We start from the raw sequence: 12990 nt of genomic DNA, 5'->3' as shown, positions 1-12990 counted from the left end.
GCGAGTCGCGCACCATCGGAATGTCATGGGCGTCGAGCGCGAGCAGCTCGGTGGAACGGTGACGATCAGCAGGGCCGCGCCGGATCGAGGGCGCGGATCAGGAAGCTGAGCTGGTCACGCAGCATCCGTTGTTGCCAAGGACCGTCGTAGACGTCGAAGTGATCGACGGGGTACTCGCACAACAGTGCAGTGGCCCCTGCCCTCTTCGCGGTCCTGCGCGCGGCGACGGGCGGTGCGACACGGTCGTGTGTGCCCACCTGCACAAGGATTGGGCAGCCAAGGCGGCCGGCAGCGATGATGGGCCGGTTCACGGCCACCTCCAGTGCTGTGCGCGCGCAGATTTCGTTGCGCCACGTCGGTCCGGCGATCGAGGTGTAGGCCTCCTCGGCGCCGGAGGCGCTGATGATCGCCACCTTTCCCGGCCGCGCCACCACCGGGATGTGGTGCGGCCGGCGTCCGGTAATCCGGCGAGCGAGGTCGCGCAACCCGTGGCCGGTGGTGCGCACCAGTTGACCGGCTCCGGCGTAGCGGGCGATCTGCATCGCGGCTGCCAGTCCGTCGGTCGCGGGGGTCATCGATACGATTGCCGCGACGCGCCTGTCCTGCGCGGCGACTGCGACGACATGACCACCGGAGTACGACGTTCCCCACAACGCGATTCGATCGGCGTCCACGCCGGGCAGGTGACGGGCGGCGGCGATCGCCGCGTGATAGTCCTGGCGCTGACGCCGGAAGGAAACATCCTGGCGCGGTGTTCCTTCCGAGTCGCCGAAGCCGCGGTAGTCGAAGACCAATACGTCGATGCCGCTGTCGGCGAACCCGTCGGCATAGCCGATCAGGCCGGTGTCTCGGGTGCCGCCGAAGCCGTGTGCCATCACCACACACGGCCGGCCGGCCGTGCCGGCCAGCACGTCGGAGGTAGCCGGAACATGCCAGGCGGCGCAGGCGACGCCGTGGCTGGGGAAGGTCAGGTCCTTCTTCATCTCGGTCGCTCCGTTCCTACGACGCGACGGCAGCCGTGCGGCTGGGCGCGAACTCGAGCGCCGGATCCTCGACCGGCCCGCGACGCAGCCGCTCGACGTCCTTCTCGTAGGCCATCTGTACCGTCCACGGGCCGCTGGTGCCGCCGCGCGGGAACTTCGCGACGGCCCGCTGGACATATCCCGAGCTCATCTCGACCACGGGGACACGGTCCATGTGCGGATCGTCGAGCACTGGTTCGACGGTGCCGTAGCCGTGGCTGTCCATGTAGTCGAGCAGTCGGCAGAAGTGCTCGCACACCAAGTCCACCTTGAGGGTCCAGGAGATGTTCGTGTAGCCCAGCGCGAACACGAGATTCGGCACACCGGACAACATCATCGCCTTGTAGACCGTCGTGTCGGGCAGGTTCACGCGCCGCCCGTCCACGCTCAGCGCGATCTTGCCGAACGGTGTCATGTTGAGTCCGGTCGCCGTGACGACGATGTCGGCGGCCAACTCCTGACCCGATTCCAGCAGAATCCCCTCCTCGGTGAACCGCTTGATCCGGTCGGTCACCACCGAGGCATGCCCGGCGGATATCGCCTTGAACAGATCCCCGTCGGGGACCATGCACAGGCGCTGGTCCCATGGGTTGTAACGCGGGGTGAAGTGGGTGTCTACGTCGAAGCTCTTGGGCAGCTGCCGGCGCACATCGGCGATCAACAGCTTGCGCATGAGCTTGGGCGCGCGCTGGCAGGCCTTGTAGATCCCGCGGTTGAGCATGATGTTCTTGCGCCGGACGATCCGGTGCGCTCGGGTGGGACCGACCACCTTGTTCAGGGTGTTCGCGATCGCGTCCTCGGCCGGTATCGAGAACACGTAGCTCGGCGAGCGCTGCAGCATCGTGACATGACCGGCCTTGCCGGCCATCGACGGGATCAGCGTCACGGCGGTCGCGCCGGAGCCGATGACCACCACGCGCTTGCCGGCGTAGTCGAGGTCCTCGGGCCAGTGCTGCGGGTGGATCAGCCGGCCCGCGAACTCCTCCACACCCTCGATGTCGGGCGTGAAGCCTTCCTCGTAGTCGTAGTAGCCGGTGCCCAGGAACAGGAATCGCGCGGTGAAGTGCACGTGCTCGGCGCTGCCGGACGATTGCGCGGTGACGGTCCAGTATCCGTCCGCCGAGGAGAACTCTGCGCCGATAACCCGGTAGCCGAAACGAATGTGCTGGTCGAGACGGTTCTCGGTGACGGTCTGCCTCAGGTAATCCATGATGATGTGCCCGTCTGCGATCGACTTCCGATGCGTCCACGGCTTGAACCCGTAGCCGAAACTCGGCATGTCCGAGTCCGAGCGAATGCCCGGGTAGCGGAACAGGCTCCACGTGCCGCCGATCGAATCCCGGCCCTCCAGGACTGCGAACGTCGTACCGGGACGGCGTGTCTGGAGGTGATACGCCGCGCCGATGCCGGAAATGCCGGCGCCGACGATCAAGACGTCGAAATGCGTGCTTGCCGTATGGCGACCGGTCGGCTCGGTGGTCGTCGGGATGCTCATGGTCGGTCTCCTCGAGCGGTGCGCTGGGGCGTGACGGCGTTCACAGTAGGACCGCAACGGCACCCGTTGACATGTATGCCGGCACACTATTCGCACCCATATGTGTGCTGTGGCACACTTGGTACGTGCTCCGTGAGCCAGTGGCACCCGAAGTTGTTTCCCTCGTCGGTGACGTCGCCGAATTGATGCTGCGTGAACTCGATCAGCTCGTCGCCGAGATGGACGCCGCCGAGGTGGCGGTGGCCCCGATGCTGGGCGCGGACGCGGCGATCGTCGCGGAGATGTCGGCGAGCAACCGCGCCAATGCCGCGCGCCTGCTGACCACCCTCGCTCGGCGTGACGTCGGAGGCGCGCCGATCGACGTGCCGCCCGAAGCCCTCGACGTCGTCCGCACCGTCGTGCGCCGCGGCATCGACCTCGAGGTGATCTACCAGGCCTACCGCCGGGGCCAGAACGTCGCCTGGCAGCGGTTTCTGGCTCATGCCGGACGGATCGTCCCGCCGGGGCCACAATTCGTGGAGTTGTTGGAGGTCACCTCGCAGCTGATGTTCGATTACGTCGACCATGTCGTGAGCCGTGTCATCGCCGACGCCCAGCGGGAACGCGAGGAGGTGCTCGGCGGCGCGCTGGCCCGCCGCGCCGAGACCGTGCACCTGATCCTCGACGGCGCCCCGATCGACCCCCGCCGAGCCGGCGAACGCCTCGGATACCAGCTCGCTCGCCACCACACCGCACTCGTCCTGTGGGCCGAACCGGCGGGCGGGACGCAGGGGGCACTGGAGTCTGCCGCGACGCTGCTGGCCCAGGCCGCCGGCGCCCGCACACCCCTCACACTGCCCGCGGGCACCTCGACGCTGTGGGCGTGGTTGGGCACCGAATCCGAACCCGCGCTCGGCACACTGCGCGGAGAAATCACCAAGGCGCAGTCGAACATTCGGGTCGCCGTCGGCCCCACCCGAGCGGGCATCACCGGCTTCCGCCGATCACACGACGCCGCGCTGGCCATTCAGCGCCTGGTCAGCGGGCAACGCGACGGCGACCGCGTCGCGCTCTACCGCGAGCTCGAGGTCGCCACGTTGGCCGCTCGCGACCTGGACCGGGCGGCCGAATTCGTCGCCACAACACTGGGCCCGCTCGCTGCGGACACACCCAGCGCGGCTCGTCTCCGCCAGACATTGCGGGTGTTCCTCGAGGAAGCCGAGAACGCCCCTCGCGCCGCCGCACGCCTGCACACCCACCGCAACACCATCCTGCAGCGTGTCGGCCGCGCAACCGAACTGCTCGGCCACCGCCCCGGCGAGCGCAGGCTTCCCGTCGAGCTCGCGCTGGAGTTGGCTCACCACATCGGGCCGCGAGTCCTGGCCCGTGACTGAGGGACAACGCCCGCGGTCGGTGGGCAGGGACCGGTCTCGACGCCCGGCGGGTTCCCGCCTCCGTCCGCAGTGCTCGCGTCGGGCCGGTAGGGGCGCAGCGTCACGTCGCACTCGCCCGTATCGGGTGCTGGCAGCCAGTTGGATCACTCGCCCATCCTCACTGTCAGCGCAGCACCTCCCGGGCGGTCCGCCGGACGGCGTCGGTGAGCGCGTCGAGCACCGGCGACTCGAGCCGCCATCGCTGCCAGTACAGCGGCACGTCGAACGGGTCGTCCGCGGCGAGGAACACGAGCCCGCCGGTGTCGGTGAGCATCGGTTCCGGCAGCATGCCCCAGCCGAGGCCGAGCCGCGCCGCCTCGACGAACTCGGCGGCGCCGGGCACGTAGTGCCGGGGCGGGTCGAGCCGACGCCGGGTGCGGCGCCGCAGGAACCGGTCCTGCAGGTCGTCCTTGCGGTCGAAGCTCAGCATCGGGGCCTGCCGCAGCGACTCGGCGCCCGCGCCGCCGGGAAACCAGCGGTCCGCGAAGTCGACGCTCGCCATCGCGTGATACCGCATGGCGCCGAGCCTTTCGGAGACGCACCCCTGCACCGGCTCGGGCACCGACGTCACGGCGGCCATCGCGGTGCCGTCCCGCAGGCGCGCGGGGGCGTGGTACTCGTCCTCGCGGTGCAGTTCGAACAGCGCGCGATGACGCTCGGGCATGCGGGCCAGGGCGCGCAGCATCCACGTCGACATCGAGTCGGCGTTGACGACGAGGGGAACCGACACGTACTCGTCCCGGCCGGCGGTCAGCCCGAGCGCCTCGGCGGTGTCCTGCTCGAGCCGCGCCACCTGCCGTGCCAGCCGCATCACCGCCTCGCCCGCGGCGGTCGCGGACACCGGACGGGTGCGCCGCACCAGGACCCGGCCGGCCTGCTGCTCGAGGGCCTTGATCCGCTGGCTCACCGCGGAGGGGGTGACGCGCAGGACGGCGGCCGCGCCGTCGAAGGTGCCCTCGTCCAGCACCGCGGCGAATGTCCGCAGCTGCGCGAAGTCCAGATCCATATGAAGCAACTCTAACGGTACTGAAGAAAAATCAACTGTTCTTCATCGAGGGCGGTTCCTAGCGTGGGTGGCATGCACCTCGTCGCCGTCGGATTCCTCACCGGACTGTCGCTCATCGTCGCGATCGGCGCGCAGAACGCCTTCGTGCTGCGCCTGGCGATCGCGCGACGCCACGTGCTGCCGGTGATCGCGGTGTGCGCGCTCTCCGACGCGGTTCTCATCGCCGCCGGCATCGCCGGCATCGCCACCGTGCTCGACCGGGTGCCCGGCGCGCTCGGGGTGATCCGCTGGGCGGGGGCGGCGTTCCTCGTGGGCTACGGCGTGCTCGCGGCGAGGCGGGCGCTGCGCCCGTCGGCCCTGACCGCCGCGGCGGGCGGCTCGCTCACCGTCGGCGCAGCCCTGGCCACCTGCCTGGCGTTGACCTGGCTCAACCCGCACGTCTACCTCGACACCGTGCTCATGCTCGGCTCCGTCGCCAACCACCACGGTGACCCGGGGCGCTGGTGGTTCGGCGCCGGCGCGGTCCTGGCCAGCGTCGTGTGGTTCCTCGGGCTCGGCTACGGGGCCCGCCTGCTGCGCGGAGTGTTCGCGAAACCCGCGTCGTGGCGCGTGCTCGACGGCGGCATCGCCGTGCTCATGGTCGGGCTCGGCGTCGGCATGGTGGCGGGCTGACGCCGGGCCCGCGTCAGCCCTTGACCAGGGCGAACCGGCGGCCGCTGATCTCGCTCGCGGTGACCTCGACGAAGTTGTACTTCGGGGTGGGCACCCAGGCCTGCAGCCCCAGCTCCTCGGCCTCCTGGATCTCGTTGTAGTGCACGAGATTCCGGGCCCGTCCGTGCAGCACCACGCTCCAGGCCCGGTCCTGCTCCACGTGGTCGGCCTCGAAGGCGACCTCCGCGTGCACCGTCAGCTCGACCAGCTTGCTGCCCTCGGCGGTACGGAAGTACAGCTTCCTGTCCCGCACGGCGTAGTTGATCGGGAAGACGTCCGGCCGCCCGCCCGAGACCACCACGAGCCGGCCGATCCGCTCGGTGCCGAGCAGCTCCCAGCTCTCGTCGTCGTTCAGGACGACGACGGGGTTGTCGACGTTCGGCTCACTCATGGTTCCTCCGATCCGGCGGCGTCCGCCTCGATATCACCGCCTCCAGCACATCACGAATCCGCGCCCGGCACAGGCGGATCGTCCATCGAATCGCGCGGTGTCCGTCACATCGATAGCGTGGGAGCCGCCCGACCTCACCCCACCGAGGAGCGTGCGAGATGACCCTGGCCACCACGTGGCACACCCGCGACGCCGACGACGTCGCGGCGGCACTCGACGTCGACCCCGCGGCCGGGCTGCCCTCCGACGTCGTCGAGGAGCGCCGGCGTGAGCACGGGCCCAACGCCCTCGCCGAAACGGCAGCCGTACCCGGCTGGCGCAAGGTGCTCGCCCTGCTCGCCGACCGGATGACCCTCGTCCTCGTCGTCGCCGCCGTGGTCAGCGCCGTGGTCTCGCGCGAATGGGAGACCCCCGTCGTCATCCTCGCCGTCATCACCCTCAACACGGTCCTGAACTACGTGCAGGAGCGACGGGCCGAGAACAGCCTGCAGGCGCTGCGACAGATGGCGGTCGACACCGCCCGCGTCCGCCGCGACGGCCGTGAACAGCACCTGCCGCGCACCGAACTCGTGCCCGGCGACGTCGTGCTGCTCGAGGCCGGCGACTCCGTGCCCGCCGACGGCCGGGTCGTCGGGGCCGCGCGGCTGCAGGTCGCCGAGTCCGCGCTCACCGGCGAGTCCCAGCCCGTCGACAAGACCGTCGAACCCGTCGTCGACGAGCAGGCCCCGCTGGGCGACCGTGCCGACATGCTGTTCATGAACACCGACGTCACCCGCGGGCGGGGCACGATGGTGGTCACGGCCACCGGGATGCAGACCGAGATCGGCGCGATCGCCACCCTGCTCGGTGCCGCCGGGGTGGAGAAGACCCCGCTGCAGCGCCGCATCGACCAGCTCGCCAAGACCCTCACCATCGTTGCGCTCACCGTCGTCGCCGTCGTGTTCGTCCTGGGTCTGCTGCGCGGGCAGTCGTGGTCCGACCTGCTGATCACCGCCGTCTCGCTCGCCGTCGCCACCATTCCCGAGGGGCTGACCGCGGTCGTCGCCTTCACCCTCGCGATGGGCGCGTCGCGGCTCGCCGCGCGCGGCGCCATCGTCAAACGGCTCGCCGCCGTCGAGACCCTCGGCAGCACCACCCACATCGCCACCGACAAGACCGGCACCCTCACCCTCAACCAGATGACGGTGCAGCGGCTGCTGGCCCGTGGCCGCAGCTTCCGCGTCACCGGCACCGGGTACGAAACGGCCGGCAAGATCCTCGTCGGCGACGGGCTGCCGGCCCCGGACCTGACCGCGCCGCTGCTCGGGATGGCCCTGTGCAACGATGCCGTCGTCCGCGACGGGGTGCTCGTCGGCGATCCCACCGAGGGCGCACTGGTGGTGCTCGCCGAGAAGGGCGGCATCGACGTCGAGGGGGCGCGTCTCGCGGTGCCGCGGCTGGCGGAGGTGCCGTTCGACTCCGCCTACAAGTACATGGCGACCTTCCACGCCCTGCCCGACGGCGGCTACCGGTGCTTCGCCAAGGGCGCGCCCGGTGCGCTGCTCGACCGCGCCACGGCGATGCTCGACGGGGACGGCCCCGTCCCGCTCGACGACCGCCGCCGCGAGCGCCTCCGCTCGGCGGTGCAGTCGCTCGCCGCCGAGGGGCTGCGCACCCTGATGATCGCCGGCCGGGACCTGCACGCGGTGCCGCGGGGCGACGGGGAGGCGCTGCAGCGCGTGGTGTCCGACCTGACCCTCTACGCCGTGGTCGGCATCGTCGATCCGCCGCGGGCGGAGGCCAAGCGGGCCATCGAGGTGGCCCACGCCGCCGGCATCGAGGTGCACATGATCACCGGCGACCACCTCGTGACCGCGTCGGCGATCGCCGCGGAACTGGGCATCGGCGGCGCCGCGGCCACCGGCGCCGACCTCGACGCCCTGGACGACGACGAGCTACGTTCCCGGGCAGCAGGTTTCGGTGTTCTGGCCCGCGTCGCGCCGGAGCACAAGATCCGGGTCGTCAAGGCGCTGCAGGCGAACGGCGAGGTGGTCGCCATGACCGGCGACGGCGTCAACGACGCGCCCGCCCTCGAACAGGCCGACATCGGTGTCGCCATGGGCATCACCGGCACCGACGTGTCCAAGAGCGCGGCCGACATGATCCTCACCGACGACAACTTCGCGACCATCGTCGCCGCGGTCGAGGAAGGCCGCGGCATCTACGCCAACATCGTCAAGTTCGTGAAGTTCCAGCTGACCACGGCGTGGGGGTTCGTGCTGATCTTCCTCGTCGCCGGGGCCCTCGGGCTCGCCGGCGGTGCGCCGTTCACGGCGCTGCAGATCCTGTGGGTCAACATCATCATGGACGGCCCGCCGGCCCTCGCCCTCGGCGTCGACCCCACCGAGCCGGGCACCATGTCCCGGCCGCCGCGGCCGGCCCACGAGCGCCTGCTCAGCCGCGATCGGCTCCGCCGCATCCTCGGCCTGGGCATCGTCATGACCGCCGGAACCGTCGCAGTGCTGCACTACGCGCCGCAGTGGTTCCCCGAGAGCGCCGGCGACCCGCTGTTCGCCACCACCCTCGCGTTCACCACGTTCGTCTTCTTCCAGGTGTTCAATCTGCTCAACGTCCGCTCCGAACTCGGCTCGGTGTTCTCGTTGCAGACCCTCACCAACCACAGCATCTGGATCGCGCTCGTCGTGGTGGTCGTCCTGCAGGTGTGCGTGGTGCAGACGACTTTCCTGCAGGGCTTCTTCGACACCACCGCGCTCACCTCGCAGCAGTGGGCGCTCGCCGTCGGCGTCGGATCCTCGGTGCTGTGGGTGGACGAACTCGTCAAGGCCACCGGACGGAGCGTGCGGCGTCGGCGTGGTGACACGCCTGCTCGGGCGGGCGCATAGTGGAGGTGGTGTCGCCCTCCGACGAACACCGCAGGACGCGGAGGTGGGAACGATGGACATGGGCTTGATGCACATGCTGCACATGTTGATGATGCAGATGCACCACATGCTGATGCCGGGTATGCCGATGCATCACATGATGCCGATGTGACTGCATCACATGATGCCGATGTGACCGTCGGTGCCCCGGATCAGCCGTGCGAGTGCCCGCCCTCGTGCGGGTCCCTGTGCATGCTCTTGTAGAGGTGGTGGCTGTACACCTGCAGGCCGAGCATCGCCTCGGTGTACTCCCGCCGTTCGGCGGTCGTCACGGCGTCGGTCAGAGCGACGATCAGATCCAGCCGGGACTGCAGCTGCCGGTGCAGCTCGGCGGACAGGAACGCGTGGAGCTTCTCGACCGAGCCCGTTTCGATCGCGTCCTCGGCGAGCGGGATCACGGGCCCGACGTCGCCGCCGGCCGGCTTCACACCGGTGAACGGGGCGCCCTCGCCCGCGCGGTGCAGCCGGACCACCGTGTCGAAGAAGTAGAGATCGGCCACCTCGTGGGCGATCGGGCCCTCCGCCCGCGCCGCCGTCGCCCGCTCGAACGCCGTGCGCACCTCGTCCTCGGCGTCGGCGGGCACGAACGGCAGGATCAGCTCGACGTTGTCGTCGCCCAGCGCCGCCTCGGCGGCCTTGACGACGGGACCGTCCATGGAATCGCAGTGGGGAGGCACGGGGTGCTCCTTCCGGCGGTCGGCGGACACGCTCGGTCCCAGGCTAGTGCCGGGGTGCGTCCGGCGTCGAGCGAGCGCAGGGCGGATCGGTCGCGCCGGGGCCGCGTCGCTCGACGGCCCGGTTCGTCGCCTGGATGCGAGGACGGTTGACACGGCGGGCCGCGGCGGCGAACGTGGACGCATGAGGCGACGTCCCCGCGTCGACGTGCATCAACATGTGTGGCCGGCGTCCTTCGTCGACGCCCTCCGGGCGCGCAGCGCCGCGCCCCGGCTCGACGGCTGGACGCTGCACCTGCCCGGGGAACCGCCGTACCGGGTGGACCCCGCCGACCATTCGATCCCCGCGCGGACGGCCCTGGCGGTCCGGGACGGAATCGATCTGGCGCTGGTGTCGCTGTCGAGCCCCCTCGGGATCGAGGAACTGCCCGCCGAGGAGGCCCGGCCGCTGCTCGACGCCTATCACGAGGGGGCGCTGGGCCTGCCCGACCGGTTCGGCGTGTGGGCCGCCGCCGGCGTCACCGAGCCCGATCCGGAGACGCTGCGCGATGTCCTCGCGGCCGGGTGCGTGGGCCTGCAGTTGCCGGCGACCGCCCTGGCCGACCCGGCGGGCTTCGACCGGTGTGCGCCGCTGCTGTCGGAACTCGAGCGGGCGCGCAAGCCGCTGTTCGTGCATCCCGGCCCGGCGTCGGCGCCCGGCGCTCCGGCATGGTGGCCGGCGATGGTGTCGTACGTGACCCAGATGCACACCGCCTGGTTCGCCTGGCACGAGTTCGGGGCGCGCCGGTTCCCGGCGTTGCGGGTGTTGTTCGCGATGCTCGCCGGCCTGGCTCCGCTGCACGCCGATCGGATGGCGGTGCGCGGCGGGCCCGGCGATGTTCCCGGGCCGGGGGTCTACGTGGAGACGTCGTCGTACGGGCGGGAGGTCGTCGCGGCGGTGACCGCATGCCTGGGCGAGGACCGGGTGCTGCTCGGCTCCGATCGTCCCTACGCGCGTCCGCTGGTGCTCGGCGGTTCCGCCGGCATGCGCCTGCGGACGGACAATCCGGCCCGCTTCTTCGCGAAAGTGCCTGCGCAGAACCCTTGACACGCGGACCCGGCCGGGGTGGCATGGTCGTCGTGACATTCTCGGTGAGCGCGCGGCAGCGCGGACTGTGCACGGCGTCGGCCCGTGCCGCCGAGTCGTGTCCCGGCTGTCGTCGCTGAATCCGTCTCCGCCCAGCCCGGCCCGGGCACGCCCGTGCCTCCTCATTCCAGGACTCTTCGATGCTCTCCACGTATGCCCTGCCGACGCGCGCCGACCTCACCTCCCTCGCCCTGCGGATCGCGAACGATCCCGGCCGCTGGATGCCGATCGTTCGATTCGACGAGCAGCAGCGCTGGTACACGCGACTGGCCGTTGCCGACAACCACGAAGTGTGGCTGCTTTCGTGGCTGCCCGGGCAGAGAACCGAAATCCACGATCACGGCGACAGCGCGGGCGCCTTCGCGGTGGCGCAGGGTGTGCTGACGGAGACCACCGTCTGCACCCCGGCGGGCGGGGGTCTCGATGGAGTCGAAGTAGCGTTGTCACGCAAGAGGATTCGTGCGGGTATGGCCCGCGGCTTCGACGCCGACCACGTCCACGAGGTGACGAACGACACGAATTCTCCGGCCGTCAGCATCCACGTGTACGCACCCGCCCTGACGACGATGAATCGGTACCGGATCGACGACGGGGTGCTCCGGCTGCGCGCATCCGAACGGGCCGGCGCGGACTGGTGAACTCCGCCGCGGCTGCGCCGGTCGTAGCGGTATCCGAAACCTTTGCCGCAGAACGATATTGGATAACGTCGCTGCAGGTGCGGTAGCCGGCCCGCGGCGCGCGATCTGCTCACGCCGTCTCGGGCGCGGCGGGTCGTGGACCGATCCTTCGCAAGGCGCGACTCGTGCCGGGGGTGGCCGAACTCACGTCCGCTCGATTCGAGGTCGGGTCGGCGTGTGCAAGACAATGGAGACTCGGCTGGTTCGCACGCCGACAAGATCCAGCGCATCCCGCACTATTCGAAGGTTCCCGCTCATGACGACGACGGCATCCGCATGCCCACCCGACTCCGCAGTACCGGCGGACGCCCCCGCGGCCGCGCCGGCAGCAGACGCCCGGCCGGGGCGCGCCCGGGCGATGTGGGCGCTCGCCCTCGGCGGGTTCGGCATCGGCACCACCGAGTTCGTGGCGATGGGCCTGCTGCCCGACATCGCGACCGGTCTCGGAGTCTCCGAGCCCACCGCCGGGCACGTGGTGTCGGCGTACGCCGCCGGGGTCGTGGTCGGTGCGCCGCTGATCGCGGCGCTGACGGCCCGGCTCCCGCGCAAGACGTTGCTGATCGCCCTGATGATCGCGTTCACCGTCGGCAACGCGGCGACGGTGCTCGCGCCGAACTACGGACTGCTCGTCGCGTCCCGGTTCGTCGCCGGTCTGCCGCACGGCGCCTACTTCGGGGTCGCCGCGCTGGTGGCCGCGCATCTGGCCGGTCGCGGGCAGCGCGCCCGGGCGGTGGCGCTGGTGATGATGGGCCTGTCCGTCGCGAACGTGGTGGGGGTGCCCGTCGCGTCGTGGCTCGGCATGGCGCTGGGCTGGCGCTCCGCGTTCGCGCTGGTGGCGGTGATCGGCACGGTCACCGTCGCCGCGATCGCCGCCTGGGTGCCCGCCCTGGCGATCCGCACCACCAGCGTGAGCACCGAACTCGGTGCCCTGCGGCGCAAGCAGGTGTGGATGACGCTCGCGGTCGCGATGATCGGCTTCGGCGGCGTGTTCGCCGTGTACACCTACATCAGCACCACCCTGACCGACGTCGCCGGCGTCTCGAAGGGGCTGGTTCCGGTCGCCCTGATGCTCTTCGGCATCGGCATGGTAGTCGGCAACGTGGTCGGCGGCCGCGTCGCCGACCGGGCCCTGGTACCGGGCATCTTCACGACCATGACGACGCTGGCGGTGCTGCTGGCCGTGTTCGTCGCGGCGGCGCACAACCCGTACACGGCCCTGGCGATGGTGTTCCTGCTGGGAGCCGGGTGCGCCGCGGTCGGCCCGGGACTGCAGATCCGGCTCATGGACGTCGCCGAGGACGCACAGACCCTGGCCGCGTCCCTCAACCACGCGGCGTTCAACCTCGCCAACGCGTTCGGCGCCTGGATCGGGGGCGCGGTGATCGCCGCCGGCTTCGGCTACACCGCGCCGGCCGCCGTCGGCACGGTGCTCGCGCTGGCAGGTGTCGCCGTCTTCGCGCTCGCCGTGCGGCTGCCGTCGGCGCCCTGATCGGACATCGTGATTGGATACCGACGTGACCGACCCCAGTGCCACCGCTTCCGCCGTGCCCACCCC

General features: G+C 70.7%; 11 protein-coding genes. 6 read left to right on the top strand and 5 right to left on the bottom strand.

The genetic code is table 11. The features are described from left to right. Nucleotides 1-65 precede the first annotated feature (65 nt). Nucleotides 66-983, bottom strand: a complete 918-nt coding sequence (locus G6039_RS07350; RefSeq protein ID WP_043799058.1) for an alpha/beta hydrolase — start codon at nt 981-983, stop codon at nt 66-68. Between the two features lie 16 nt (nt 984-999). Continuing rightward, nucleotides 1000-2517 carry a flavin-containing monooxygenase gene (locus G6039_RS07345; RefSeq protein ID WP_043799056.1) on the bottom strand — a complete coding sequence of 506 codons (1518 nt, stop codon included), beginning with the start codon at nt 2515-2517 and terminating at the stop codon, nt 1000-1002. A gap of 185 nt (nt 2518-2702) precedes the next feature. Here G6039_RS07345 and G6039_RS07340 point away from each other — a divergent pair, with 185 nt between their 5' ends. Continuing rightward, nucleotides 2703-3890 (top strand): PucR family transcriptional regulator, encoded by a 1188-nt coding sequence (locus G6039_RS07340; protein ID WP_051446035.1) that lies wholly within the window; start codon nt 2703-2705, stop codon nt 3888-3890. Between the two features lie 163 nt (nt 3891-4053). Here G6039_RS07340 and G6039_RS07335 read toward each other — a convergent pair whose 3' ends face one another. Beyond that, a complete protein-coding gene (locus G6039_RS07335; protein ID WP_043799052.1) occupies nt 4054-4935 on the bottom strand; it encodes a LysR family transcriptional regulator ArgP in 882 nt (293 codons plus the stop codon). Between the two features lie 72 nt (nt 4936-5007). On the opposite strand from G6039_RS07335, the gene G6039_RS07330 reads away from it, so the two are divergent. Next, complete coding sequence (locus G6039_RS07330; protein WP_029547076.1) at nt 5008-5607, top strand: LysE/ArgO family amino acid transporter; 600 nt, start codon at nt 5008-5010, stop codon at nt 5605-5607. Between the two features lie 13 nt (nt 5608-5620). Here G6039_RS07330 and G6039_RS07325 read toward each other — a convergent pair whose 3' ends face one another. Beyond that, nucleotides 5621-6037 (bottom strand): pyridoxamine 5'-phosphate oxidase family protein, encoded by a 417-nt coding sequence (locus G6039_RS07325; RefSeq protein WP_006946406.1) that lies wholly within the window; start codon nt 6035-6037, stop codon nt 5621-5623. A 158-nt stretch (nt 6038-6195) separates the two neighbouring features. Here G6039_RS07325 and G6039_RS07320 point away from each other — a divergent pair, with 158 nt between their 5' ends. Beyond that, nucleotides 6196-8919, top strand: a complete 2724-nt coding sequence (locus tag G6039_RS07320; protein ID WP_043799050.1) for a cation-translocating P-type ATPase — start codon at nt 6196-6198, stop codon at nt 8917-8919. A 191-nt stretch (nt 8920-9110) separates the two neighbouring features. On the opposite strand, the gene G6039_RS07315 is transcribed toward G6039_RS07320, so the two are convergent. Continuing rightward, on the bottom strand, nt 9111-9635 hold the full coding sequence (locus G6039_RS07315) for a DUF6448 family protein (RefSeq protein ID WP_235194053.1): 525 nt from the start codon (nt 9633-9635) through the stop codon (nt 9111-9113). Between the two features lie 181 nt (nt 9636-9816). Between G6039_RS07315 and G6039_RS07310 the strand changes: the two genes are divergently transcribed. The 3 genes from G6039_RS07310 to G6039_RS07300 all read left to right on the top strand — a co-directional run bounded on the left by G6039_RS07310 (nt 9817) and on the right by G6039_RS07300 (nt 12924). Further along, nucleotides 9817-10719 carry an amidohydrolase family protein gene (locus G6039_RS07310; RefSeq protein ID WP_080688518.1) on the top strand — a complete coding sequence of 301 codons (903 nt, stop codon included), beginning with the start codon at nt 9817-9819 and terminating at the stop codon, nt 10717-10719. A 179-nt stretch (nt 10720-10898) separates the two neighbouring features. Next, nucleotides 10899-11396 (top strand): cysteine dioxygenase, encoded by a 498-nt coding sequence (locus G6039_RS07305; RefSeq protein ID WP_029547080.1) that lies wholly within the window; start codon nt 10899-10901, stop codon nt 11394-11396. 295 nt (nt 11397-11691) lie between these two features. Further along, on the top strand, nt 11692-12924 hold the full coding sequence (locus G6039_RS07300) for an MFS transporter (protein ID WP_044476513.1): 1233 nt from the start codon (nt 11692-11694) through the stop codon (nt 12922-12924). Nucleotides 12925-12990: the final 66 nt, after the last annotated feature.

The sequence above is a fragment of the Rhodococcus aetherivorans genome, assembly GCF_011058165.1.
In the GTDB taxonomy this organism is placed as follows: Bacteria; Actinomycetota; Actinomycetes; order Mycobacteriales; family Mycobacteriaceae; genus Rhodococcus; species Rhodococcus aetherivorans.
This window is presented reverse-complemented; position numbering and strand designations above follow the sequence as displayed.

Bases quoted from the DNA above. Each gene is read 5' to 3' on its own strand.
- G6039_RS07350 (WP_043799058.1), bottom strand. From the start codon at position 983: ATGAAGAAGGACCTGACCTTCCCCAGCCACGGCGTCGCCTGCGCCGCC.
- G6039_RS07345 (WP_043799056.1), bottom strand. From the start codon at position 2,517: ATGAGCATCCCGACGACCACCGAGCCGACCGGTCGCCATACGGCAAGC.
- G6039_RS07340 (WP_051446035.1), top strand. From the start codon at position 2,703: ATGCTGCGTGAACTCGATCAGCTCGTCGCCGAGATGGACGCCGCCGAG.
- G6039_RS07335 (WP_043799052.1), bottom strand. From the start codon at position 4,935: ATGGATCTGGACTTCGCGCAGCTGCGGACATTCGCCGCGGTGCTGGAC.
- G6039_RS07330 (WP_029547076.1), top strand. From the start codon at position 5,008: ATGCACCTCGTCGCCGTCGGATTCCTCACCGGACTGTCGCTCATCGTC.
- G6039_RS07325 (WP_006946406.1), bottom strand. From the start codon at position 6,037: ATGAGTGAGCCGAACGTCGACAACCCCGTCGTCGTCCTGAACGACGAC.
- G6039_RS07320 (WP_043799050.1), top strand. From the start codon at position 6,196: ATGACCCTGGCCACCACGTGGCACACCCGCGACGCCGACGACGTCGCG.
- G6039_RS07310 (WP_080688518.1), top strand. From the start codon at position 9,817: ATGAGGCGACGTCCCCGCGTCGACGTGCATCAACATGTGTGGCCGGCG.
- G6039_RS07305 (WP_029547080.1), top strand. From the start codon at position 10,899: ATGCTCTCCACGTATGCCCTGCCGACGCGCGCCGACCTCACCTCCCTC.
- G6039_RS07300 (WP_044476513.1), top strand. From the start codon at position 11,692: ATGACGACGACGGCATCCGCATGCCCACCCGACTCCGCAGTACCGGCG.